The 21,216-nt window shown below is 47.3% G+C and carries 18 protein-coding genes; 7 read left to right on the top strand and 11 right to left on the bottom strand.

Features of this window, described 5'->3' with window-relative positions; all coding sequences use genetic code 11:
• Positions 1-3: 3 nt before the first annotated feature.
• The 3 genes from AAC052_RS17830 to AAC052_RS17820 all read right to left on the bottom strand — a co-directional run bounded on the left by AAC052_RS17830 (position 4) and on the right by AAC052_RS17820 (position 1,864).
• Complete coding sequence (locus AAC052_RS17830; RefSeq protein WP_339814870.1) at positions 4-189, bottom strand: hypothetical protein; 186 nt, start codon at positions 187-189, stop codon at positions 4-6.
• A complete protein-coding gene (locus tag AAC052_RS17825; RefSeq protein ID WP_339814868.1) occupies positions 186-746 on the bottom strand; it encodes a sigma-70 family RNA polymerase sigma factor in 561 nt (186 codons plus the stop codon). The genes AAC052_RS17830 and AAC052_RS17825 overlap by 4 nt, the downstream gene beginning before the upstream one ends.
• Before the next feature lie 77 nt (positions 747-823).
• Complete coding sequence (locus AAC052_RS17820) at positions 824-1,864, bottom strand: RluA family pseudouridine synthase (RefSeq protein ID WP_339814867.1); 1,041 nt, start codon at positions 1,862-1,864, stop codon at positions 824-826.
• A 39-nt stretch (positions 1,865-1,903) separates the two neighbouring features.
• Here AAC052_RS17820 and AAC052_RS17815 point away from each other — a divergent pair, with 39 nt between their 5' ends.
• The 3 genes from AAC052_RS17815 (at position 1,904) to AAC052_RS17805 (ending at position 6,013) form a co-directional block, all read left to right on the top strand.
• Complete coding sequence (locus tag AAC052_RS17815) at positions 1,904-2,809, top strand: pyridoxal-phosphate dependent enzyme (protein ID WP_339814866.1); 906 nt, start codon at positions 1,904-1,906, stop codon at positions 2,807-2,809.
• A 67-nt stretch (positions 2,810-2,876) separates the two neighbouring features.
• Positions 2,877-4,505 (top strand): hypothetical protein, encoded by a 1,629-nt coding sequence (locus tag AAC052_RS17810; protein WP_339814865.1) that lies wholly within the window; start codon positions 2,877-2,879, stop codon positions 4,503-4,505.
• A complete protein-coding gene (locus AAC052_RS17805) occupies positions 4,502-6,013 on the top strand; it encodes a DUF5723 family protein (RefSeq protein WP_339814863.1) in 1,512 nt (503 codons plus the stop codon). Before AAC052_RS17810 ends, AAC052_RS17805 begins: the two co-directional genes overlap by 4 nt.
• A gap of 3 nt (positions 6,014-6,016) precedes the next feature.
• On the opposite strand, the gene AAC052_RS17800 is transcribed toward AAC052_RS17805, so the two are convergent.
• From AAC052_RS17800 to AAC052_RS17780, 5 genes are all read right to left on the bottom strand, one after another.
• Positions 6,017-6,622 (bottom strand): DUF2179 domain-containing protein, encoded by a 606-nt coding sequence (locus AAC052_RS17800; RefSeq protein WP_339814861.1) that lies wholly within the window; start codon positions 6,620-6,622, stop codon positions 6,017-6,019.
• Positions 6,623-6,634: 12 nt separating this feature from the next.
• On the bottom strand, positions 6,635-8,008 hold the full coding sequence (radA, locus tag AAC052_RS17795; RefSeq protein ID WP_339785581.1) for a DNA repair protein RadA: 1,374 nt from the start codon (positions 8,006-8,008) through the stop codon (positions 6,635-6,637).
• 35 nt (positions 8,009-8,043) lie between these two features.
• Positions 8,044-8,484 (bottom strand): hypothetical protein, encoded by a 441-nt coding sequence (locus AAC052_RS17790; RefSeq protein WP_339814859.1) that lies wholly within the window; start codon positions 8,482-8,484, stop codon positions 8,044-8,046.
• A 103-nt stretch (positions 8,485-8,587) separates the two neighbouring features.
• Positions 8,588-9,475: a mechanosensitive ion channel family protein gene (locus tag AAC052_RS17785; RefSeq protein ID WP_339814858.1), complete on the bottom strand. Its 888-nt coding sequence runs from the start codon at positions 9,473-9,475 to the stop codon at positions 8,588-8,590.
• 149 nt (positions 9,476-9,624) lie between these two features.
• Positions 9,625-10,536, bottom strand: coding sequence for a YihY/virulence factor BrkB family protein (locus AAC052_RS17780; RefSeq protein WP_317488774.1), 912 nt, complete (start codon positions 10,534-10,536; stop codon positions 9,625-9,627).
• Between the two features lie 347 nt (positions 10,537-10,883).
• Here AAC052_RS17780 and AAC052_RS17775 point away from each other — a divergent pair, with 347 nt between their 5' ends.
• The 4 genes from AAC052_RS17775 (at position 10,884) to AAC052_RS17760 (ending at position 17,209) form a co-directional block, all read left to right on the top strand.
• Entirely contained in the window at positions 10,884-11,105 is a 222-nt protein-coding gene (locus AAC052_RS17775) for a hypothetical protein (protein ID WP_317488775.1), read from the top strand.
• Positions 11,106-11,132: 27 nt separating this feature from the next.
• Complete coding sequence (locus AAC052_RS17770; protein ID WP_317488776.1) at positions 11,133-11,516, top strand: hypothetical protein; 384 nt, start codon at positions 11,133-11,135, stop codon at positions 11,514-11,516.
• A 58-nt stretch (positions 11,517-11,574) separates the two neighbouring features.
• Positions 11,575-15,927: a CusA/CzcA family heavy metal efflux RND transporter gene (locus tag AAC052_RS17765; protein WP_339814856.1), complete on the top strand. Its 4,353-nt coding sequence runs from the start codon at positions 11,575-11,577 to the stop codon at positions 15,925-15,927.
• Positions 15,928-16,057: 130 nt separating this feature from the next.
• Positions 16,058-17,209: an efflux RND transporter periplasmic adaptor subunit gene (locus AAC052_RS17760; protein WP_339814854.1), complete on the top strand. Its 1,152-nt coding sequence runs from the start codon at positions 16,058-16,060 to the stop codon at positions 17,207-17,209.
• Between the two features lie 73 nt (positions 17,210-17,282).
• Here the strand turns inward: AAC052_RS17760 and AAC052_RS17755 are convergent, their stop codons facing one another.
• The 3 genes from AAC052_RS17755 to AAC052_RS17745 all read right to left on the bottom strand — a co-directional run bounded on the left by AAC052_RS17755 (position 17,283) and on the right by AAC052_RS17745 (position 21,077).
• Positions 17,283-18,899 carry an aminopeptidase P N-terminal domain-containing protein gene (locus AAC052_RS17755; RefSeq protein WP_339814853.1) on the bottom strand — a complete coding sequence of 539 codons (1,617 nt, stop codon included), beginning with the start codon at positions 18,897-18,899 and terminating at the stop codon, positions 17,283-17,285.
• A gap of 351 nt (positions 18,900-19,250) precedes the next feature.
• Entirely contained in the window at positions 19,251-20,453 is a 1,203-nt protein-coding gene (locus AAC052_RS17750; protein ID WP_339814852.1) for a hypothetical protein, read from the bottom strand.
• Between the two features lie 153 nt (positions 20,454-20,606).
• Positions 20,607-21,077, bottom strand: coding sequence for an SMI1/KNR4 family protein (locus tag AAC052_RS17745; RefSeq protein ID WP_339814851.1), 471 nt, complete (start codon positions 21,075-21,077; stop codon positions 20,607-20,609).
• Between the last annotated feature and the right edge of the window lie 139 nt (positions 21,078-21,216).

Here is a 21,216-nt window from a genome sequence, read left to right as displayed (position 1 = left end):
CGGTTATCGAAATAGAAAAAAGAGTGCTACGCTTACTGCCACCAGAAATAGTAAATAGAACAATCTGGTCATCACCTGTTTGACCCGTTCCTTCTTGTACCGACGGCTCAGCTGGTCGAAGTTCTTGTACCTCGACGTCCGCTTTTCCTGAAAAGCTCCCCTCCGTATCCGTATATCGTACTTCTTCATTGCCCCGACACCTTTTCTTTTAACTTTTGCAACGCCCTGTAATACCTCATCTTCACTGTGCTCTCATTCTTTTCGAGGATGAAAGCGATCTCATAAAATGCCTTCCCTTCAAAAAACTTGAGCTCCAGAATGGCCACTTCGTCCTCATCGAGCAGGTCGATAAGACTGATCACTTTTTCAGCCTCCATTTTCACTTCTACCTCGTTCTGTAGAATCTCTCTCAGGTTGGTCTCATCAATGCTGATCACCATCCGCTTCTTTGTTCGCTGATAGTGGGCCAGCACCTCGTTTCTGGCTATTTTCATCAGGTAGGCCTGATAGGGCACACCATAGTACTGAAACCTTTTTATGGCCAGCATGGCCTTAAGAAACACTTCCGAAACAAGGTCGGCTGCCAACTCATCGTCGTCCGTTTTGCGCAAGACAAATCGGAAAATCGAGTCGTATTGCTGGTTATAAATCTTGCCGAAATGGTCAATATTTTTCTTCGAAAGAAGGAGGAGCTCTTCTTCGTTGTAGTCCGATCGTGCGTTTTCTATGTGAGTCTCCTCTTTCAAAAGAACCAACTTTCCTATTAAAATCAGGAGATCAGCAGAAAAGTCACAATAGAAGCAGAAAAAGTTTTAGGGGGTTTCTAATTATACTGCAGGTAGTGCTCCCATTTGTCGATTACAGAAGTGAAATCTTCCGGCAGTTCGGACTCAAATTGCACAAACTCTTTGGTGGCAGGGTGTATGAACCCCAGCGACTTGGCATGAAGGGCCTGCCTGGGTATTAGCTTGAAGCAATTGTCCACAAATTGTTTGTACTTGGTGAAAATGGTGCCCTTTACTACCCTGTCACCTCCATAGGTAGCATCGTTGAATATCGGGTGCCCGATGTACTTCATGTGTGCCCTGATCTGGTGAGTGCGGCCCGTTTCCAGGTTGCACTTGATCAGCGCTACATACCTCAAATCCTTCAGCATCTCATAATGCGTGACAGCATTTCTGCCGAAGTCACCATCGGGGAAGGCTGTAGTAACCCGGCGGTCCTTCAAGCTTCTTCCGAGAAAGACATCAACAGTACCCTTTTCCTGCTCAGGCACCCCCCACACCAGGGCATAGTATGTGCGTTCGATAGAGTGGTCGAAAAACTGTTTGGCCAGAGAGTTCATGGCAAGCTCTGTTTTGGCAATTACCAGCAGTCCACTGGTATCTTTATCGATTCTATGCACCAAGCCGGGCCTTCCTTCATTGCCTTTCATTTCCGGCAGCTGCTGAAAATGGTAGGTAAGGGCATTTACAAGCGTGCCTGACCAGTTATTAAAAGCCGGATGAACTACCATGCCAGCGGGTTTATTGACCACAAGCAGGTGCTCATCTTCATAAACAATATTAAGTGGAATGTTTTCGGGCACCACCTCAGTGTCTCTGGGAGGCTCAGGCAGTGAAACCGTGATCACGTCATCCGGGTGAATCTTATAGTTTGGCTTTACAGCCTTTTCATTTACCTGAACAAACTCATCCCGAATGGCATCTTGTACTCTGTTGCGGGTAGTATTGGGAAGCCTGTCAGTCAAGAACTTATCTATTCGCACAGGGCTCTGCTTTTTATCCACCACAATCCTGTGGTGTTCAAAAAGCTCACCTTCTTCATCCAAAAAATCTTCTCCCAAATCAATTTCTTCGCTCATGGTGCAAAAATACACAGAAGTTCTGCCAATTTTGAATCAATGATTTATCCAGCAGCACAGCCTGTTCCCGAGATTGAAATTAAGGCACCTTTTATTGAAAAGGCTGGCGTACAACTCATTGTACGAAGAGAAGACTTAAACCATCCTCACATTTCGGGAAATAAGTACTGGAAACTAAAATATAACCTTCTGGAAGCCGGCAAACTCGGCCACCACACATTGCTGACCTTCGGTGGGGCGTTCTCTAACCACATCGCCGCTACTGCAGCCGCTTGCAAGGCCGTTGGGCTGAAGTCGATTGGTGTCATCAGAGGCGAGGATGCCGACCTGACCAACCCCACCCTGGCACTAGCGCTTGAGAACGGAATGGTCTTGCACAGGATATCAAGAGCCAAATACAGAGAGAAGGAATTTGCTTCATTTGCCGATGAAATGAGGATGCTATTCGGTGATTTCTTTCTCATTCCGGAGGGTGGCACGAACGACCTGGCCATAAAAGGAGCATCAGAGATGGTCGCCCGAATCGATACTCCTTTTGACTATCTGGCCTTACCGGTGGGAACGGGTGGCACGATGGCTGGATGCATAGACTGCCTGAGGGGACAGGGGCAAATACTTGGCTTCTCAGCGTTGAAAGGCAATTTCCTTACCGAAGAAATAATAGCGCTGCAACAGCAATACAGCCTAAGCGCTTTTGGCAATTGGGACATGATAAACCACTACCATTTTGGTGGATATGGAAAGGTCAAAGATGATTTGATTGTGTTTATGAAGGCCTTCGAAGACCAATATGCCATCCCTTTAGATCCCGTCTACACTGGGAAAATGATGTTTGGCCTGCTTGAGATGATTAAAAATGCTTACTTTCGTAAAGGCTCTGTCATTTATACAATTCATACCGGCGGGCTACAGGGCAGGGCCGGTTTTAGGAGAATACCTGCGTAAAGGAACAACATGCGTTTCTGCGTGACGACTTCTTCATGTTATTATTTTTTTTATACTATCGACCTTAATGACTTTTTTGGAGAAAAGTCCATTGTCCTTGCTAATGAAAGGGGCTTTGGCCATTCTGATTTCTGGCTGCGGAATAAATGACCTCGAATTTGGCAACCTGGATATTCCCGACTACCAGCCAACGCTCGCTGTTCCGTTGGGAGTGTCGAGATACACCATGCGGGAACTGGTAGGCGACCTTCAGGACAATGCGTTGACCATTGAAGAAGGTGAGGATTTGTTCATGACCATCGTGTATATGGACACCTCGTACAATGACGAACGGGAAGCTTTTCTCTATTTCCCCCCTATTAATAAAAGTGATATAGTCTTTCCATTCGTGTCTTCGTCTCCTGGCGGAGAGACCGAGGAGATCGAATTCGAAAAGGTGATCACCTTCTCTTTCGATGCCTTTTTTGGTGAGCAGGTCGATTCTATTTTTTTTAATAGCGGAAACCTGGCACTGGAAATTAACTCCCGCTTCCGGAGTGACGTCATTCTGGAGTTTGGCTTTCCTTCTATGTTTGAGACGGCCGAAAATTCATCGGTTGGCATTTCGGATACTTTAAACTTTGGCACAACAGTGCCGGTAACATCGATCAAAAAAATGACGCTGGCTGGCAAAAAGTTTCTTTTCCGAAGGCGGGAAGAGGCCAACGATTTTGATGTTATCATCAAAGGAAAAGTAGTGGTGAAGCCTGGCCAGTCGGTCGATTTCTCGGATTTTTTTCGTTTTTCGATTGACTTCTCCGAAGCAACATACTCTCATGTGCATGGCTACTTCGACCGGAAAGAAGGGCTCCTGCAGGACAGGACGATAGAGCTAAAGTTTTTTGAAACGTTTGGAGACTACGGGCTCGACTTTAAAGATCCCAAAATTATTCTCAAAGTTGATAACTCATTTGGGTTTCCATCGGGCCTGTTGATGAACAACCTTTCCGCAAGTAATAATGACAGCACTTCAGTTGCGCTTACCGGATCAATAACCGAGTCGCTACAATTTGTGAACTATCCAAAGCTCGATTCCATCGGAAAAACCAGCCACTCAGAGTTTGTCATCAACGCACAAAACTCAAACATCAGGGAGCTTTTTGGCATCACCCCCGTCAAATTCAACTTGCCTTTGACAGTCATCTCCAACCCCGATGTTTTTGAAAAGGACTACCTGAATTTCATGACAGACAGCAGCAGGTTCAGGACCATCACTGTGGTGGAGTTACCCTTCGAAGTGAGGATGCAGGAGTTCACCACCAACCTTAAGTTTGGAACCGACGAAATCGACCTGAAAAATCTTCAGGAAGCAGCTTTGAGATTTTACACCGAAAATGAAATGCCCTTTGAGGGGCGACTCGCTGTCAACTTTGCTGACGAACACGACACCATTCTCTTCACCGTGCCAGAAGAGCTGGTGCTGTCAGCCCCGCAAGTTGACGCATCGGGGCGTACACTGGAATCAAAAAAGCTGCTTTCAGAAATTGTGTTGGGAACAGAGGGCACTCAGGCCCTAAAGAGCGCTGACCATCTCAATGTGGCCATTATAATCAATACGTTTAATGCCGCCGACGAGGAGTACGTCAAGCTGTATGCCGACTACAAACTTGACATCAATATTTCTGTTTTGGGCCGCTTGAAAATAAAAACCCAATGAGGCGCTGGCTAACAACCATATTGGTCATTATTTGCTGCTTCGCAACTGTGAAGGGGCAAAATGGGCTGGGACTATACACGCTGGGTGATGCTGTGCCGCAAAACAGCCGGTTGAATCCGGCGAATGAGATAAAAGGAAAACTGGTTTTGGGCCTGCCGGTCATTTCCGAAATGGGACTGCATGTTAACAACAGATTCGGTTACAACAGGGCGTTCACCAAACTGGAAAATGACTCCGTGAAGCTGGACGTTGACAAGGTGGTCTCTCACCTCAAAAAGAGGAATGCCCTGCTATTTGAAACTAGTATCCCCCTGCTCTATGTGGGTATCAAGCCGGAAAAGTCTTCCTTTGGCTACAGCTTCTTTGTCAACGAACGAATTAATGTGCGGGGCCAGTACACCAAAAATCTGATAAAGGCAGCCTGGGAAGGCACCAACTCGCTTGTAGGCCAGCCGCTCAATATAGGCAAGTCGGCTTTCAGCGCTTCCTACTTCAGAGAGTATGGCGTTGGCGTGAATACGTCCCTGATGAATGATGACCTGAAAATTGGCGCCAGAATAAAGCTGATCCAGGGGATATACAATGTGAAAACACTATGGGGGATGGACGCCAGAGTGGATATTGAGCCGGAAACCTATAGCTACGGTTTTCTATTCAAAAGGGCTGGCTTAAATGCAGCCGGAGTAAATGAATATCCCTCCGTTGGCTACCTGCTTTCGAACCCAAACAAGGGGGCAGCTATCGACCTCGGTGCCACGTGGACTCATCAAAACCTGTACAGCCTGTCGGCCTCTATCACCGACCTCGGCTATGTCCGTTGGAAGGAGTTTAGCCAGAATTTCATTCTTAGCGACACCTCATTTGCTTTTCAGGGTGTCTATTTCACAGCTGATGGTGATATAGAAAGCACTATTGACTCACTAAAGAACGCCTTTACACCAAAGGAAACGGCCGATCCATATTCGGCCATGTTGAGTGCCAAATCAATAGTAAGCGGATCGCTGCTACTTGGTCCTGTGGATAGAGTCACAGTTACAATGATGAATCAACTCCTCGTAGGCAAAGTAAAATCGGCCTTCGCCGTGTCTTATGTCAAACAGCTAACGCCAGGCATTGTTGCCTCAGGCAGCGTGGTGAAGCTTCCGCAGCAATGGCCCCGGCCAGGGCTCGCTTTGTCGATGACTGGCGGTCCTGTTCAGTATTATATCGCTTCAGACAATCTGATTGGATTTGCCAATGTAGGCAACATGAACACACTGGACTTTAAAATGGGGGTTAACCTTATTATCGGAAGTGGCAAAGCGAAGAAAGAAACTGATTTACCGCCAGCACACAGGTCCAAACCGAAGTTTTCCAGCAACGATGAAGGAGTGGACTACCCCACCGACCCAAGACTGAAAAAGCCTACGGTGATCCGCAAAAAGGATATTTATACCATCATCACCAAAAAGAAGCAGCCAAAAACCTGGAAGAGCTGGTTCAAGAAGAAGAAGAAGGAGGATAACTAACGCCTAGCTCCTGTTGATCCCTCTGAGTCGCCCCAGCACTCCCTGGTAGGCAGCAGGCTGATCGAATACATCGTCGTCGCTTACCTTTTTCACACTCTCCACAGTGTAGTAAGCCTGGGGATTGTATTTTTTGATGATGTTGATGTAGGTTGGCAGCTCGTCCCTTTTCACAACGGTAAAAAGCACATTGACTTTGCCATCATTGCTTTCCGCATCGAGGTTAGAGTAGCGGTAGCCTTTCTCTTTTAAGAAGGCTGTCAGCTGCTCAGCTGGATTTTGGGTAATCACCCTTACTACGACCCGGCCAAGGGCAAGTTTTTCTTCGATGACCATGCCCAGGAACGTGCCCGTCGCAAAGCCTCCTGCATAGGCAAAATAAGAATAGAAGGCATCGATATTGGTGATAATTTGACGGATAGCCAATAACCAGATAAAGGCCTCAAAAAAACCCAGAAGCGGTGCGAGCAACTTCTTACCATGCATCACAAAGATGATCCGTATCGTGTTAATGGACACGTCGCACACTCTGGCGAGAAATATCAGCGCAGGGATAACTACGTAGGTGAACACCGACTCACTGATACCCAAACCTTCGAAAAACTCTTTCATTGCCTCTTTTAGTTAGCCAAACAAATCGGATATCACCTCGTGGATTCTTCCAAACTGCCTGACGGCTATTTTAAACTTCTTTCCCTCTATTGCCCGTTGCGCAAACTTAGAAACATAAATGGCCTCAAAGCCCAGTTTTTCAGCCTCCATGATTCTCCCATCGATCCTGTTCACTGCTCTGATCTCACCACCCAATCCCACTTCTGCAGCAAAGCAAACTTTTGAGGATACAGGGATTTCTTCCAGAGAAGAAATCATGGCCATACAGATGGCCAAATCCGCTGCCGGATCATCCAGCTTCAAACCACCGGCCACATTCAGGAAAACGTCTTGCGTCCCCAACCGAAAGCCTCCCCTCTTCTCGAGCACTGCCAGCAGCATACTCAATCGCTTATTGTCGAAGCCTGTAGACGTCCTTTGAGGGTTGCCATAGGTGGCGGGGCTCACCAAACTCTGAATCTCGATCAGCAAAGGCCGATTGCCTTCCAGCGTAGCGGCAATGGCCACACCACTCACATCGCCATCTTTTTGTGAAATAAGGATTTCCGATGGATTTTTGACCTCCCGAAGCCCCTCCCCTTGCATTTCGTAAATGCCGAGCTCGGAGGCGGCGCCGAATCGGTTTTTAGTAGTTCGTAAGATGCGATATACTAAATGCCGATCACCTTCGAACTGTAGTACCGTGTCCACCATGTGCTCCAACACTTTTGGCCCGGCGATAGCGCCCTCTTTGTTGATGTGGCCAATGAGAAACACGGGGGTGTTGGTTTCTTTGGCGAACTTCATAAGCTCTGCTGTGCATTCCCTTATCTGAGAAATACTGCCAGCCGCTGATTCTACCTTATCGGAGTAAAGCGTTTGGATCGAATCGATGACCAAAAGCTGGGGTTCCAGCTCTTCGATTTGTCTGAACACATTGGCAATGCCTACCTCAGAAAGCACAAAACAGTTATTGTTTTTGATGCCAATACGCTCCGCCCGCATTTTGATCTGCTGCTCACTTTCTTCACCCGATACGTACAGCACCTTGAGGTTGGGTAGCTGCAGCGCAATTTGCAGCAGCAGCGTCGACTTGCCGATGCCCGGTTCTCCGCCAATCAGCACCAGGCTTCCCGGAACAATGCCTCCTCCCAGCACCCTGTTGAGCTCTTCATCGGCAGTTTTGATCCGCTGCATAGCCACGGACTCCACCTGGTCAATCGCCTGAGGCTTAGAGGCACGGGCAGGGCCGCTGGCTTTTTTCCAGGAGGGCGAGGAAGCGTGTTCCTTTTCTATTACCTCTTCAACGTAGGTGTTCCACTCTCCGCAAGAGGGGCATTTACCAGTCCACTTCGGTGATTGCGCACCACAATTCTGACAGAAAAAAGCTGATTTTACTTTGGCCACGATGCGCCAAAATTAGAATAAAAATAAGAGAAGACTTACTTACTGAATACTTTTCGGTAAATGGGTTTGCGGTAGAGGAATTGCAAGTACAGAATCGGATAAATTAGCCAATTGGTAAGCAACGCAGGCGTGGTAAATTCGATATCATCGGTGATGCTTGTGCCTCCTGCGTCGTTGGCTTCATTAAGGTGGTGATGCTTCCAGCTTTTCAGAAAGAAGGGCAGCCGCACGCCTTCGTCGACAAAAGAAAAAACGGTCTCATTTGTGAGATCATGCGTGATGAGACTTTCCCAGGTTTGCTTAAAAAAGATAAAGTTCAGTTCAAGCTCCACCTTATCTCCTTTTTTGCAACCATCAAAGCGCCGGAGCTTCACAGGTGGAAAAGGGGGATTTAACTTTAAAAAAAGCTTGTCGGTGAACCCGGCTATTACCGTTTGCAAATCGGCTTTTACATGGGTCTTTATTCGAATTTTCATACTTGAAAGGCAAAGGATATGCCCTATTAATCAATAACAAAGGGCAATTGTTTAGATCGTCTCGTTGAACCCGATCGTAAAAAGAAATAGAGAAATGATTTCACTACTTGGAACAGGTAAAATTGAGCGGAATAGGTTTCCCTTCCTGGTATATTTTCAGTTCTACTATGTCGGCCGGCAAACTATAGCCCTGCTTCATAAGGCTCGAAACTATCCCATTCATTACATCATTCTGCAGCACCGCCACCGAGCCTTCGTATCGCTGCGAATTGACCCAATAATATGTCCTTATGTTAACGGTACTTGTACCAAACTCTTCAATCAAAATAAAGGGTTTAAGGTCAGGGCTATGTTCTATCCGCCTCTCGGCGGATAATGTATCGATGATCAGTTTGCCTACGGCTGCAATGTCGTCTCCATAGTCAATACCTATCAAAAAATCGTACCGAAGAAGTCCGTCACGGGTGTAATTGATCAAAGGGCTCTTGATTAAAGAAGAGTTGGGTAGAAAAATATCTTTTCCATCAAATGTTCGAATATGTGTATTACGAAAGTTCAGTGCCTTCACTACTCCTTTCAATTCCAACACCTCGATAGTGTCTCCAATGGAAAAAGGGCGGCTGAATGCGAGAAAAAAGCCAGCAAGAAAGTTTTCTCCAATGTCTTTGAAGGCAAATCCGATCACAATCGCAGACACTCCGGCACCTGCCAGCAGGCCACTGGCTGCTTTGCCAAGCCCTATTTGGTTCAAAAATATTACGACTCCAAATGCACTTACGAACAGAAAAACCATCCTGCCTATGAAGTTGACGAGGAGCTTGTCCTCTATCCTACGGGTAAGTCTCTTTTGGGTGAGCGATCGCAGCCCTGAGGCAACAAACAGAAATATCACCAACAGAATAATGCCTATAAAAATTGCGGGCGCATTTCTGATGACGATGTCCAGGAACCGTTCAAATGACTCAACCAATTGGGTAGTAATATTGTCCATAGTAGGATGTTTTAACTTTCAAACCTGCGTGCTTTGCTGTGTCAATTCTAGTCCGCAAAATCAAAATTTCTAGGATTTGTTTCCTATTGTTGGTGTATCGCCAGCTAAGCCTGTCGAACCAATAATGATCCATTTTTTTTAATCTCATATCATTCGTCGGTTTCTATTTCCACCGTCTTCACTCTAACGGCGTTTGATTTGGGTTCGATTTTGCTATTGAATATTTCGGCGTATGAATAGGTAAGTTTGGCTCCGAACAGGAATATTATTGCCGCATAATACACCCAGGCAAGCACAACTACCACTGAACCTGCAGCGCCATAGGCGGTGGTAATAGAGCTCGACCCCAAATAAATGCCAATAAGGTATTTGCCGAGCGAGAACAGGATGGCGGTGATCAGAGAGCCAACCCACACATCCTTCCAGTCAATTTTCGCATCGGGAAGAATTTTGAACATCAGTGCAAAAATCAACGAGACTATCCCCAGGGAAACGATAAACGAAAAAACAGACACAACATAAACGGAAACCCCTCCCAGATTCGCCATCAGAAAGTCATGCAATATTACAAGCAAGCTTTCAAGCAGTAGCGACACCAGCATTATAAACCCAATACTGATAACCATCGCCAAAGAAAGAAGCCTATTGATTATGTACTTAACAACTCCCCTTTTTGGTTTAGCTTTTACATTCCAAACTCTGTTGATACTCAGCTGTAGAGATATGAAAACAGTGGTTGAACTAACAATCAAGGCCACAATCCCCAAAGTCTTAGCCAAAGAGTTGGAAGAGCTTTCTATCGCCACTTTTTCTAGCATTTTCTCAATTTCTGCAGCACTGGTTGATCCTATCAAAGCTGAAATTTGATTAGTCAGCTCCATTTGCACTTTATTTTCTTCGTAAAACGCTGCTCCAACCGAAACTGCAATGAGCAAAACGGCTGGCATTGAAAAAATGGTATAGTAAGCGATTGATGCTGCGTATGTAAAAGCATCCTCCTGAAAAAAACTCAGAGATCCTCTCTTAAGTACCATCCACGCCTTTTTAAAGAACTCGATCATGTCTTTTGTATGTTTTCCCAAGTATTCCGACAATACTCATTTCTGCAAAAAGAAGCTGTAAAAGGGCCTGTTTTTGAGGTAAGCGATTTGCTCAGTTTCTACAGGGTGGAAGAACGTCCCCAAGCTGCACGGCACTAACGGTGTCTCAAAAGCGCCGCATTCTGCTCAAATCCCTCCAGGAGTTTGCAGAAAGACACATCTTTACAATGCGCAGTGCGGGGAGTTAGGTTTAGGCCAAAGAGGCTGATACTACAAGGCAAAAGTCAATGAAATTGAAGATGCATTTTTCGGCAATCCTCAGAAGCACAGCATTTTCAGGTGCGGTCTAGCCGGGCAATCTCGCAGCGATGGCTTCAAACACTGCTCCAACAATTTTGTACATAACCCGACTAGAAGAACTTTCCCTTCGATTGGAAGAAATTGCAGCGAAGGATTTGAATGACATTGCTAAAGTAAAGAAAAAAGCACTACAGAGAGAAGTAAAGTCATTAAAAGTAGGGCTTCTGTCACGCCTATTGGTCGCCATCACCTCTTTAGATACATTCCAAATTGATGAGTGGCCATTGTAAGAGTTTATCAAATTATACATTTGCATTGTGAAAAGTCTGCTTTCATTGGCTTTTGTCGGGTACTTCATCATCGGAAGCATCCTGCCCCGTTCCAATTTCAAAGAATTGGAGAAGGTGCCCTCTATGATTGCACACTATGAGCATCACAAGAAGGTTTTTGATAAGGATCTCACCTTTCCTCAATTCCTCGTGCTCCATTTCAGCCTCAGTTCCGACCACAGTGAACCTTCACACGAAACAGAGCTGCCTTTACACAATGGTGTGGTGGCGTCTTTTTTCTTCACTATCCCCCAAGCACCCGATTTACAAGCTTCGGTGCAGGAGTATGCGGTGAAACACTTTAAGCCTTTTTCTATCAATTACCAGTTTCAGTACGCATCCAACTGGTTTCAGCCTCCTCAAAGCGCCTGATAATCTTCTTGGTTATCTAATTTTCATGCCCTTTCGGGCGCTTTAAATCTATTTGTTAATGGTCGATTCAATCATTCGATTCAGCATACACAATAAGCTGATCGTTTCATTATTTTCCTTAGCCATTATGGGCGTTGGCCTGTTTTCGCTAAGTCAAATTCCACTTGGAGCTGTGCCGGATATTACGAACAATCAGGTGCAGGTATTAACCGTGTCAAGAAACCTGGCTACTCAGGATGTCGAGCAATTTATAACCTACCCGGTTGAACTGGAAATGGCCAACCTTCCGGGTGTGCAGGAAATACGCTCTATCTCGAAGTTTGGGCTGTCCGTTGTCACCATCGTGTTCGACGAAGACCTGGGCACCTACTTACCTCGTCAGCTTATTGCGGAAAAAATCAAGAAGGCCCAGGAGTCCATCCCGGCTGGGTTTGGCACGCCGGAAATGGGCCCTATTACTACCGGCCTCGGCGAAATTTACCAGTATATCCTGGATGTGAAACCGGGTTATGAAGGCAAATATTCCACCACAGAGCTTCGCACAATTCAGGACTGGATAGTCAAACGCTATTTGTCGGGGATACCAGGCGTGGTGGAAGTAAATACCTGGGGTGGCTTTCTCAAGCAATACGAAGTTGCCGTGGATCCGGCACTCTTGAATGCCACAGGCGTTACGATCACAGAAGTATTTGATGCGCTTGAAGCCAGTAATGACGTGACTGGAGGTGCTTATATAGAAAAGGCCTCCCAGAGCTACTTCATCAGGGGAGAGGGTCAGATCAAGTCCCTGGAGGACCTTGGCAATGTGGTGATCGGCAACCGGGATGGCATTCCCATCCTGATCAGGCAGGTGGGAGAAGTCAGGTTTGGTACTGCCGTGCGGTTTGGTGCCATTACCGCCAACGGCCAGGGCGAAAAGGTCATGGGCCAGGTGATGATGCTCAAGGGCGCCAACAGTAGCCAGGTAATCAATGCAGTGAAAGATCGTGTAAGTGAAATAGGGGAGTTTCTACCTGAAGGCGTGTACATCAACCCCTTTCTGGAGAGAACTGAACTAATTGACAAGACCACAACAACCGTGGCCGAAAACCTTATTCTTGGAGCACTCATCGTTATCTTCGTACTGGTTCTTCTGCTTGGCAACTTCCGCTCGGGAATGATAGTAGCCTCGGTTATTCCATTGAGCCTTTTGTTTGGTATCACGCTGATGAACTACTTCGGCGTGTCGGCCAATCTCATGAGCCTCGGCGCCATCGACTTCGGTATTATCATCGATGGTGCGGTTATCATTGTAGAATATACGGTGCATCAGATCTCTGCCAGGGCAAACGGCCTTCTGAAGCTATCAGACGAAGAGCGAACCGCCGAAATGGATACTCTTACTGCGACGAGTGCCTCCACAATGATGCGATCCGCCATTTTCGGGCAGGTCATCATTCTGATCGTTTTCATTCCCATCCTTTCGCTTTCGGGCATTGAGGGAAAAATGTTCAAGCCGATGGCATTGTCATTCAGTTTTGCCCTCATAGGTGCCATGATCCTTTGTCTGACCTACGTGCCAGCCATGTCGGCTTACTTTCTTAAGCCCAAAAAAGCGAAGGCCTCAAAAGGAGGGTTTTCTGACGCCCTGATTGAAAAAATACAAAACCTGTATCTGCCCACCATCCGCTTCGCTTTGAGGTTCAAGGCGTTGGTTATTGGTGCAGCCATCACTATGCTGGCAGCTAGCGTATTCCTATTCATTCAGCTTGGTGGCGAGTTCATCCCCACACTCGATGAAGGTGATTACGTGATACAGCCCATTCTCAAGCCGGGCACCTCCTTGTCGGAAACGGTGGACATCAGCACTAAGCTCGAAAGGATTCTGCTTCAGAATTTTCCAGAGGTGAGTCAGGTGATCACCAGAATTGGAGCGGCGGAAGTTCCCACTGACCCTATGTCGATGGAAATGACGGATGTCATTGTGAGGCTGAAGCCAAAAGATCAGTGGGTATCCGCTGCATCAAAAGATGAGCTTGCTGATAAAATGAAAGCTGCCATGTCGGTGCTGCCTGGCATTGGTTTTGAATTTACTCAGCCCATCGAAATGAGGTTCAATGAGCTTGTTACGGGTGTAAGGGCTGATGTGGCCATTAAGATCTTTGGGGAAAATCTCGATACGCTTTTCAATATGGGCAACCGTGTAAAGTCTCTTATCCAGCATGTGGAAGGTGCAGCTGACGTAAGTGTGGAGCAAATTGCAGGTCTGCCGCAAATGTCGGTGCAATACGACCGCCGCAAATTGGCGTCTTACGGCCTCATGGTTAAAGAAGTGAACAGGGTGATCAGAATGGCTTTTGCCGGGGAAGCCACCGGCGTTGTGTTTGAGGGAGAAAAGCGCTTCGACCTTGTAGTGAGAACGGCCGTGAAAAACAGAAAAGACATGCAGGATTTGAGCAATTTATTCATTGCCCTTCCAGCTGGAGGCCAGGTTCCGCTACGGGAAGTGGCCAGTATCACCTACGAAGCAGGCCCAGCCCAAATTTCACGGGATGATACCCGGCGAAGGATTGTGGTCAGTATCAACGTGCGAAACCGAGATATGGAGTCATTGGTACAGGAAATGCAGCAAATCATCGCCGCCGATATGAAGGTGCCTGTCGGCTACTATATCACTTATGGCGGGCAGTTTGAAAACCTTCAAAATGCAAAGAAAAGGCTGATGGTGGCGGTGCCAGTGGCGTTGTTCCTCATCTTCATCATGCTCTATTTTACCTTTGGGGCTGTCAGTGAGGCATTACTTGTTTTCTCCGCCATTCCACTGGCCGCAATAGGTGGGGTCATCGCTTTAACTATCAGGGGCATGCCCTTCAGTATCTCTGCTGGCGTTGGATTCATTGCACTTTTCGGCATTGCCGTGCTAAACGGCATTGTACTGATTGAATTCTTCAACGAACTAAAGCACAAAGGAATTAACGACATCCACAAAAGAGTAATCATGGGCACAAAAATGAGACTGCGCCCCGTGTTGCTTACGGCGTCGGCGGCAGCACTGGGCTTCTTCCCTATGGCCTTCTCAGGATCAGCTGGAGCGGAAGTGCAACGCCCTCTGGCGACCGTTGTTATCGGCGGTCTGGTGTCAGCCACCTTCCTCACACTGGTGGTGCTTCCGGTACTCTACACGCTCCTGGAAACTGGCTTTTTCAAATGGCCTGGTAAAAAGGCGACGATGCTGTTGCTGTTGGTGAGCAGCAGCCTTGCGATCAACGCTCAAAATGCTCCATCTGCGTTGACGCTGGACAAAGCCATTGAGATCGCCCTGGAGAACAATCAGGGCATCAACGCCGCCCAAAAAACGTTGCAAGGTGTGGAGAAACTGGAGAAGACCGCTTTCGATCCCGGCCCCACCCATATCTACTACGGCTACGACCAAAACAATATAGCGCCCAACGGCTTTCCGTTGAGGGTGCTTGGCGTGCAGCAGCAAATCGCCTGGCCTGGGCTCTACACGGCGTCCAAAAAGGCCCTGGGTAACCAAACAGACATTACTGCCTCACAGCTTGATATTGCCAAACGACAGCTCAGCAAAGACGTCGCTATTCTCTATCTTGGCATGGCCCAATCGCAGGAAAAATTGGAGCATTGGCGGGTACTGGATAGCCTGTATGCTGCCATGAACCAGGTGGTGATGCGGAGAGCTGAGGTGGGTGACGCCACCAAACTTGAGCTTATACAGTCTAAATCGAAAGCCAGCGAAGTGCATGCAGCGCTGACACAGTCGCAATTGGAAGTGGCGCATTACCGGGAACGGCTCAAAGGCATCCTGCAAAGTGAAGATTCAATCGTACTCCCCTCCAAGGCCCTTAGCCGCACCGATATTCTGGGAAAAAACACCTCTATTGAGGCTTCTCAGGACGATCCAAAGTATCGGGAGCTGGTAAAAAAAGAAGCCAGCAGCCTTTCACTCAAAAAAGTAGAAGAATCAAGGTTGGCACCTACCTTTCAGGCCCAGTATTTCAAAGGCTTTGGGCAGGGCGAAAACGCTGCCAATTTTGATGGCTACCAGTTCGGGATTGGCATTCCATTGCTGGGGCTTTCGCAGGTGAGGCGAGTACAGGCCAGTAAGCTGTATGCGGAAGCTGCAGGTGAGCAACTGGACAATTATGAGCGGCGAAGGGAGGCCGAATGGGCGGGCTTGCAGGCCAACCGGCTAAAGTTTGAGGAAATGGTTGCCTATTACCAAACTGAGGGGCTGAAAATGGCCGAAGAGCTTATATCAGTGGCCAACAGGTCATACACCGCAGGAGAAATAGACTTATACCAATTGCTGTTGAATTTCGAAACTGCCAGACAAATCAGGCTAAGCTACATCGACCAACTGCATCAGCTAAAGCTGGCAGAGGTCAACATTGCATTCTTTTTAATTGATTAATCTACACCACATGAAATAGCCATAAGGAATACCCCACCCAACGGAATGGATAATCTGTCAACAGACTAAGATCTATTCCGTAATGGTACAGGCTATTCCATCTGGCCGCTAAAAATTAAATTTTATACAGATGAAAAGTTGTCAAATATATATTTTAGGTCTTGCACTTCTAGCTACCGTCCAGGGCTGCAGCAACCAGGCAGAGCCGCTTGCTGAGAGTCAGCAAGCCCAAAAAACTGCTGATGGCCTGACACTGTCGGCCCAGCAGATTGCAAAAACGGGTCTCCAGTCAAAAACAATAGAGCAGCGAACGATCACAACCTCTGTATCCGCAAATGGCATGCTCGATGTTCCAACGCAGCACATGGCTTCTGTTACCACGTTTTTGGGTAGCTATGTAAAATCAGCCGACAAACACATCGGCGAAAAAGTAAAGAAAGGAGAAGTGCTGGCCGTTATGGAGGGGCCGGCATTCGTTGATCTGCAACAGCTGTATCTTGAGCACAGGAGCCAACTGGCGGTGCTAAAGTCCGAGTTTGAAAGACAAAGCAACCTGGCCGCTGACTCCATCACCTCAAAGAAGAATCTGCAACTCGCTCAGGCTGTGTATGAGCAAACGACCTCCTCAGTTGAAGCATTACAACAGAAGCTGAGCTTTCTGCATGTAAATATGGCCACACTCGACAAAGGGACTATTGCCAGGTCTTTTGTCATCCGGGCACCAATGGATGGCTACCTGACGGAAGTATCTGCAAAAATCGGGAGCTACATAACGCCCGGGCAATCCCTTATGGAAATAGTGGACCTCACCCACATCCATGCCGAACTCAGCGTTTATGAGTCGGAGGCAATGAATGTAAAAGAGGGACAAAAAATGGAGATCATGCTGCCGTCGATGCCCGGCAAGGTGCTGGAAGCAGACATCTACCTGATCGACAAGGCCTTCGACGACAACACCAGGGCTGTAAAAGTCCACGGGCACTTCGAAGAGGAGAATATCCCTTTCATCATGGGCATGTATGTGGAAGGGAAAATTATAACTGGTGAGGCCACCGGCTATGCAGTGCCCGCCATTGCAGCTGTATTTGCTGACAACAACAGGTACGTGTTCCTGGAAAAAGCCTCAGGCGATGGCGCTGCGTTTATGGCTATCGACGTTACCGAAGTGGCGGAAATGGATGGGTGGATTTTACTTCCCGAAGGTAAAATCCCAAGTGGCTTTGACAAGGTAGTGACCAAGGGAGCAGGCTACCTGCTTTCACAGTGGATGATGGGTGAGTAAACAGTCACTTTCCATATTTTTCTCTGAGTCATTACATATTATTTCATGACTCAGAGAAAAATTTCTTCAAATCTTATTTCTTCAAATCAGGAAGTTTATAATTAGAGAAAATACTCTCTTCCGCCATTAGCTTTTCTATCTCGTCGGGAGTGCGTGGCGCACGGGTGCTGAGCAGCTCGTACCCGTCTTTTGTGATCAAAATATCGTCTTCAATTCGCACTGCAATCCCCCACCACCTTTTGTCGCAGGGGCTGCCCTCCGGAATGTAGATGCCGGGCTCAACAGTCAACACCATATTCTCCTTGAATTCCTGGTAGTTCCCCCTGTCGTGCACATCCAGGCCAATGTGATGCGACACCCCGTGGGGAAAGTAATTGTGCGGCGCATCGACCGACTCAATAATGCCAAGCTCCGCCAGCCCCTGGTTGATCACTTGCCTGCAAACAAGGGTGTTGTCTGATATCTTATTGCCTGGTTTTGACCTTGCAAAAGCGGCTTCCTGGGCCTTCAGCACCAATTCGTAGATAGCCCTTTGCTCTTTGGTAAATTTACCACTGGCCGGAATCGTGCGGGTAATGTCGGCTGTGTAGCCCCGGTACTGCGCCCCAAGATCCATCAGCACCAAATCGCTCTTGATGTCCATCTTGTTGTTGCTGATATAGTGCAGTGTGCAGCCATTGTTGCCCGCCCCGACAATCGACGGATAACCCAGGTCTTCGGCGCCATATTTCTTGAAAACGAACTCATGAATGCCCTGTACCTCCGATTCCGACATGCCGGGCCGCATAGCTTTGTACACTTCTGCCTGCGCCACACAACTCACGTCGACAGCCATGCGAAGAAGTGCTATCTCTTCAGCTGACTTTACCTCCCTAAGATCCGTCAGGTATTTCTCCAGAGAGGAGCCGTCCAACTTTTGCCTGGGCTCTGGCAGCTTTTCAATCATCAGCTTGCGTTGTTCGGGAGACTTCGCCTCCAAAACAGCCTTTATCTGCTCATTTGAGGCAAAATCAGGGAAATTATTGACCAGCTGTCTCAAAATCTGAGCCGCCTGCGGGTTCTTCAGGAACTCCTCCGACTTGACATAGTCATACATTTTGTACTTGTCGGCATTAAAATCTACCGGGTAGTCAACCTTGTTTTTGAACTGCAACAGGAGACTATAGAGATCGGCTTCGTCGCCGGGTGCGTCCCTCACATCGGAGGGCAAATTGAGGAACATGATCTTGTCAAACACGGAGAAGTCCATGTTGAAATTTTTGAACTCGGTGGCGTCGTAGGCCGCCTCAAAGCCAAGCTCCCTCTTAGCTCCCTCCACACCCAATCTGGCACCGTTGTACATCTCCTTTCGAGCCTGTCTTTGTTGCGTAAATAGCACTTCTGAGAATGTATTTCCCTGACTATCTTTTTGTTTTTCTTTAAAAATAAGCACCAATGAGTGTGGCTCCTGGTAGCCAGTTAAGTAGTAAAAATCAGGATCCTGATGGTAAACATACTCCACATCGTTGGCCCGATTTCGAACGGGATTAGCAAACATAACGGCCACTGAATTGGGTGGCATCTTTTCCCGCAGCGCCTGCCGGCGTTCTTTGTGAAAATCCTTGCCGAGGTAGTCGGTGGGGTATTGGGCCAGCAGCTGGCCTGAGAAAATGGCCAGAAAGAAAAACAGGTACATCGAAAGTTTTTTCATGGAGTTGAATTTTGCGAGAAAGCACAAAATAAGCAGCCGATTGATGTGGTGAAATGAATATTTGAGGAAGAGTTAAAAATGGGTGGTAAGTTGATGCAGTGTTGAGGCTTTCCGAAAGGCAAAACGTTCGAGGCAAGCGGTGCCCGAAGGGAGAATTGGCTCCAGCAAAATGGGATAAAGCGTAAAATCTGGGGGACAAACTTTAAAGCGCAATATCCCGAGTGGCTATAAAAAAGCAAAACGTCCAAGCCTAACCCGGCCGGGCGAGACGCATTGAACCAGTTTTGCTTTTTTATTTAGCCGCACACCAATCATTCAGTCCCCAAGAATACAGATTGATCCGCAAGATGCCTACTTCTTATAAAACCCTACCCGCACCTGCCACGGGCGGGGGTATAGCGCCGTGTTGCGGTCATACAAAAAGTCATACATCAAAATGCACTGTGCGCCGATTTTGGCACTGACTGAGAACTTCTTCCCTATGCCAAGCATGGCAGAAGGCACCCATACCTTCCCAGGGCTTTTGTCGGATGGCGAGTTTGGATCCGTCTTGGCCGCCGCAAAATTGTTTTCGTAGCCTGCATAGGCGAAAATGGATTTGTACAATACATATTGCGTAAACAGTTGGTAGCCCAGCATTTCATCTTCTCCCCGCCGGAAATAAAAACCTTTTTTGAAGTTGATCTCGGTGCGGTATTTGCCGCCTATAAACACTGTCCACACCTTGTTGATCTTGTACCCGACAAAAGGCCCGAAGTCAATCGTGTTCTTCAGCCCTATCACCACATCCAGGTTGCCTCCCCAAATAAAGCGCTTGTGAAAGGGCTGTTGCTTAAACACATTTTTTTCTGGGTGACCCTTAACTGTACCATATTTAAAATACCGTTGTTTGACTTTATCTACCGATGGAATTCCTTTGGTTGCAGCAGCTTCAATTTTCGGAAGCGCCTCTAGAATGTCCTTACTTTTTGCAAGCTTACGAGCAGCTTGCCTGGCGTCGTTCAGGGCCTTGAGCTTCTCCATCTCCTCATTCGTCATCCCGGCACCCAGTAGCTGGCTGGGGTCAGGCGTGTCTCCGGGAGTGAAAGCACCAAGGTCTGGCCCCTCACCCTGTTCGGCAAGGGCCCTGGCTGCTTCCTGTTCTAACTGCCCCTCTCCGTACTCCAATGCGGTATGCGCCACAGTGTCGGCCAGCTGCGCTGCCGTGAGACTATCTTCAGACACTCCCTTTACCTGATTGTATACATTTTCTCCAGCTGCAAGCTCGTCACTGTATTGCTCGAATTCTTCGCCAAAACGTTGGTTCAAAGTGTCCCTGGCAGCCTCTTTGGCAACATCCCTAAGCCGCTCGCCCTCCTGCTCGGCCCGTGCATTTGCCAGAGAATCTCTTTCTGCTCTGCGTTGCTTTCTCGACTTCTTTTCTCTCTTTTTTGTGCGCTTGGCAGCTTTCCCTATACGCTTGACCTTGTCCACCTGATTTTGTTCCTGGCCGCCAAGGCGGATGGAGGGGGTAATTTGGGCCTCGGCTTCAAGTGAGGTAAGCACCAGTAACATAATTATACAAACGTATTTCAACAAGCGCATAGAATCGGGTTATTTTCCCAGAAGTTATCCATTGAAATATACAGGTATTTTTTGAGAAAATTGCGGTTGGAAGCGATGGAATGAGTGCAGTGAAAGCCTCTCTTTTAGCCCGGCAGCGGAGGACTAAATTTCCTGTAAGCTTTCCAGGAATTCCTGAAGGGAACCTGCTATAAAATAAAGGTTTGAGTAATCAGAATCATCTGATGTGGTATAATCAACTTCCTTTTCGTGATCCCAAAAGAAAACCTGTCCATTGTCTTCGCCAGCGCACGATAGGCAAATAAGGTTTCCGCCCGGATCGTGAGCGATAGGTAACATATAACCAGGTAGTCTCTTGCTATCCTTTTTATATATCTCAATATATCTTTTCAGGTTATCATATTTCCCATCATATATGGCCAAAAACCAGTCGACAGTGGATCGAGTTATTTTTCCGCCTTCTCCGAACTGGAAAACGTTAGGAGAACACTTCCCACCGTTGAAGGCAAGAAGATGCTCTTTATACACCCTCGGAAAATCAAAACCTACGTATTGTTCTATTTCTTGAATTTGCCTTGAATTCAAGAATTGTTCGCACTGACTAAATTTTGCCATCTTCTACTTCTGTATCGTTCAATTACTTTGTTTCGTGAACGCCCTCCAGTATGGCATGAAGGTGCTCTACTTGTAGAAATATATTCACTACTGTCCGAACAAAAATGCTCATGGCGTCCTAATTTTTTAGTTTTGGGAT

It is taken from the genome of uncultured Imperialibacter sp. (assembly GCF_963974565.1).
Taxonomy (GTDB): Bacteria; Bacteroidota; Bacteroidia; order Cytophagales; family Cyclobacteriaceae; genus Imperialibacter; species Imperialibacter roseus.
The sequence above is the reverse complement of the archived record's forward strand: the minus strand, read 5'-3'. Positions and strand labels throughout refer to the sequence as shown.

Excerpts from the sequence above, each read along its gene's own strand:
- AAC052_RS17810 (WP_339814865.1), top strand. The coding sequence starts at position 2,877 with ATGACTTTTTTGGAGAAAAGTCCATTGTCCTTGCTAATGAAAGGGGCT.
- AAC052_RS17745 (WP_339814851.1), bottom strand. The coding sequence starts at position 21,077 with ATGGCAAAATTTAGTCAGTGCGAACAATTCTTGAATTCAAGGCAAATT.
- AAC052_RS17780 (WP_317488774.1), bottom strand. The coding sequence starts at position 10,536 with ATGATCGAGTTCTTTAAAAAGGCGTGGATGGTACTTAAGAGAGGATCT.
- AAC052_RS17805 (WP_339814863.1), top strand. The coding sequence starts at position 4,502 with ATGAGGCGCTGGCTAACAACCATATTGGTCATTATTTGCTGCTTCGCA.
- AAC052_RS17820 (WP_339814867.1), bottom strand. The coding sequence starts at position 1,864 with ATGAGCGAAGAAATTGATTTGGGAGAAGATTTTTTGGATGAAGAAGGT.
- AAC052_RS17775 (WP_317488775.1), top strand. The coding sequence starts at position 10,884 with ATGGCTTCAAACACTGCTCCAACAATTTTGTACATAACCCGACTAGAA.
- AAC052_RS17765 (WP_339814856.1), top strand. The coding sequence starts at position 11,575 with ATGGTCGATTCAATCATTCGATTCAGCATACACAATAAGCTGATCGTT.
- AAC052_RS17830 (WP_339814870.1), bottom strand. The coding sequence starts at position 189 with ATGAAGAAGTACGATATACGGATACGGAGGGGAGCTTTTCAGGAAAAG.
- AAC052_RS17785 (WP_339814858.1), bottom strand. The coding sequence starts at position 9,475 with ATGGACAATATTACTACCCAATTGGTTGAGTCATTTGAACGGTTCCTG.
- AAC052_RS17750 (WP_339814852.1), bottom strand. The coding sequence starts at position 20,453 with ATGTTACTGGTGCTTACCTCACTTGAAGCCGAGGCCCAAATTACCCCC.
- AAC052_RS17760 (WP_339814854.1), top strand. The coding sequence starts at position 16,058 with ATGAAAAGTTGTCAAATATATATTTTAGGTCTTGCACTTCTAGCTACC.
- AAC052_RS17755 (WP_339814853.1), bottom strand. The coding sequence starts at position 18,899 with ATGAAAAAACTTTCGATGTACCTGTTTTTCTTTCTGGCCATTTTCTCA.
- AAC052_RS17800 (WP_339814861.1), bottom strand. The coding sequence starts at position 6,622 with ATGAAAGAGTTTTTCGAAGGTTTGGGTATCAGTGAGTCGGTGTTCACC.
- AAC052_RS17790 (WP_339814859.1), bottom strand. The coding sequence starts at position 8,484 with ATGAAAATTCGAATAAAGACCCATGTAAAAGCCGATTTGCAAACGGTA.
- AAC052_RS17815 (WP_339814866.1), top strand. The coding sequence starts at position 1,904 with ATGATTTATCCAGCAGCACAGCCTGTTCCCGAGATTGAAATTAAGGCA.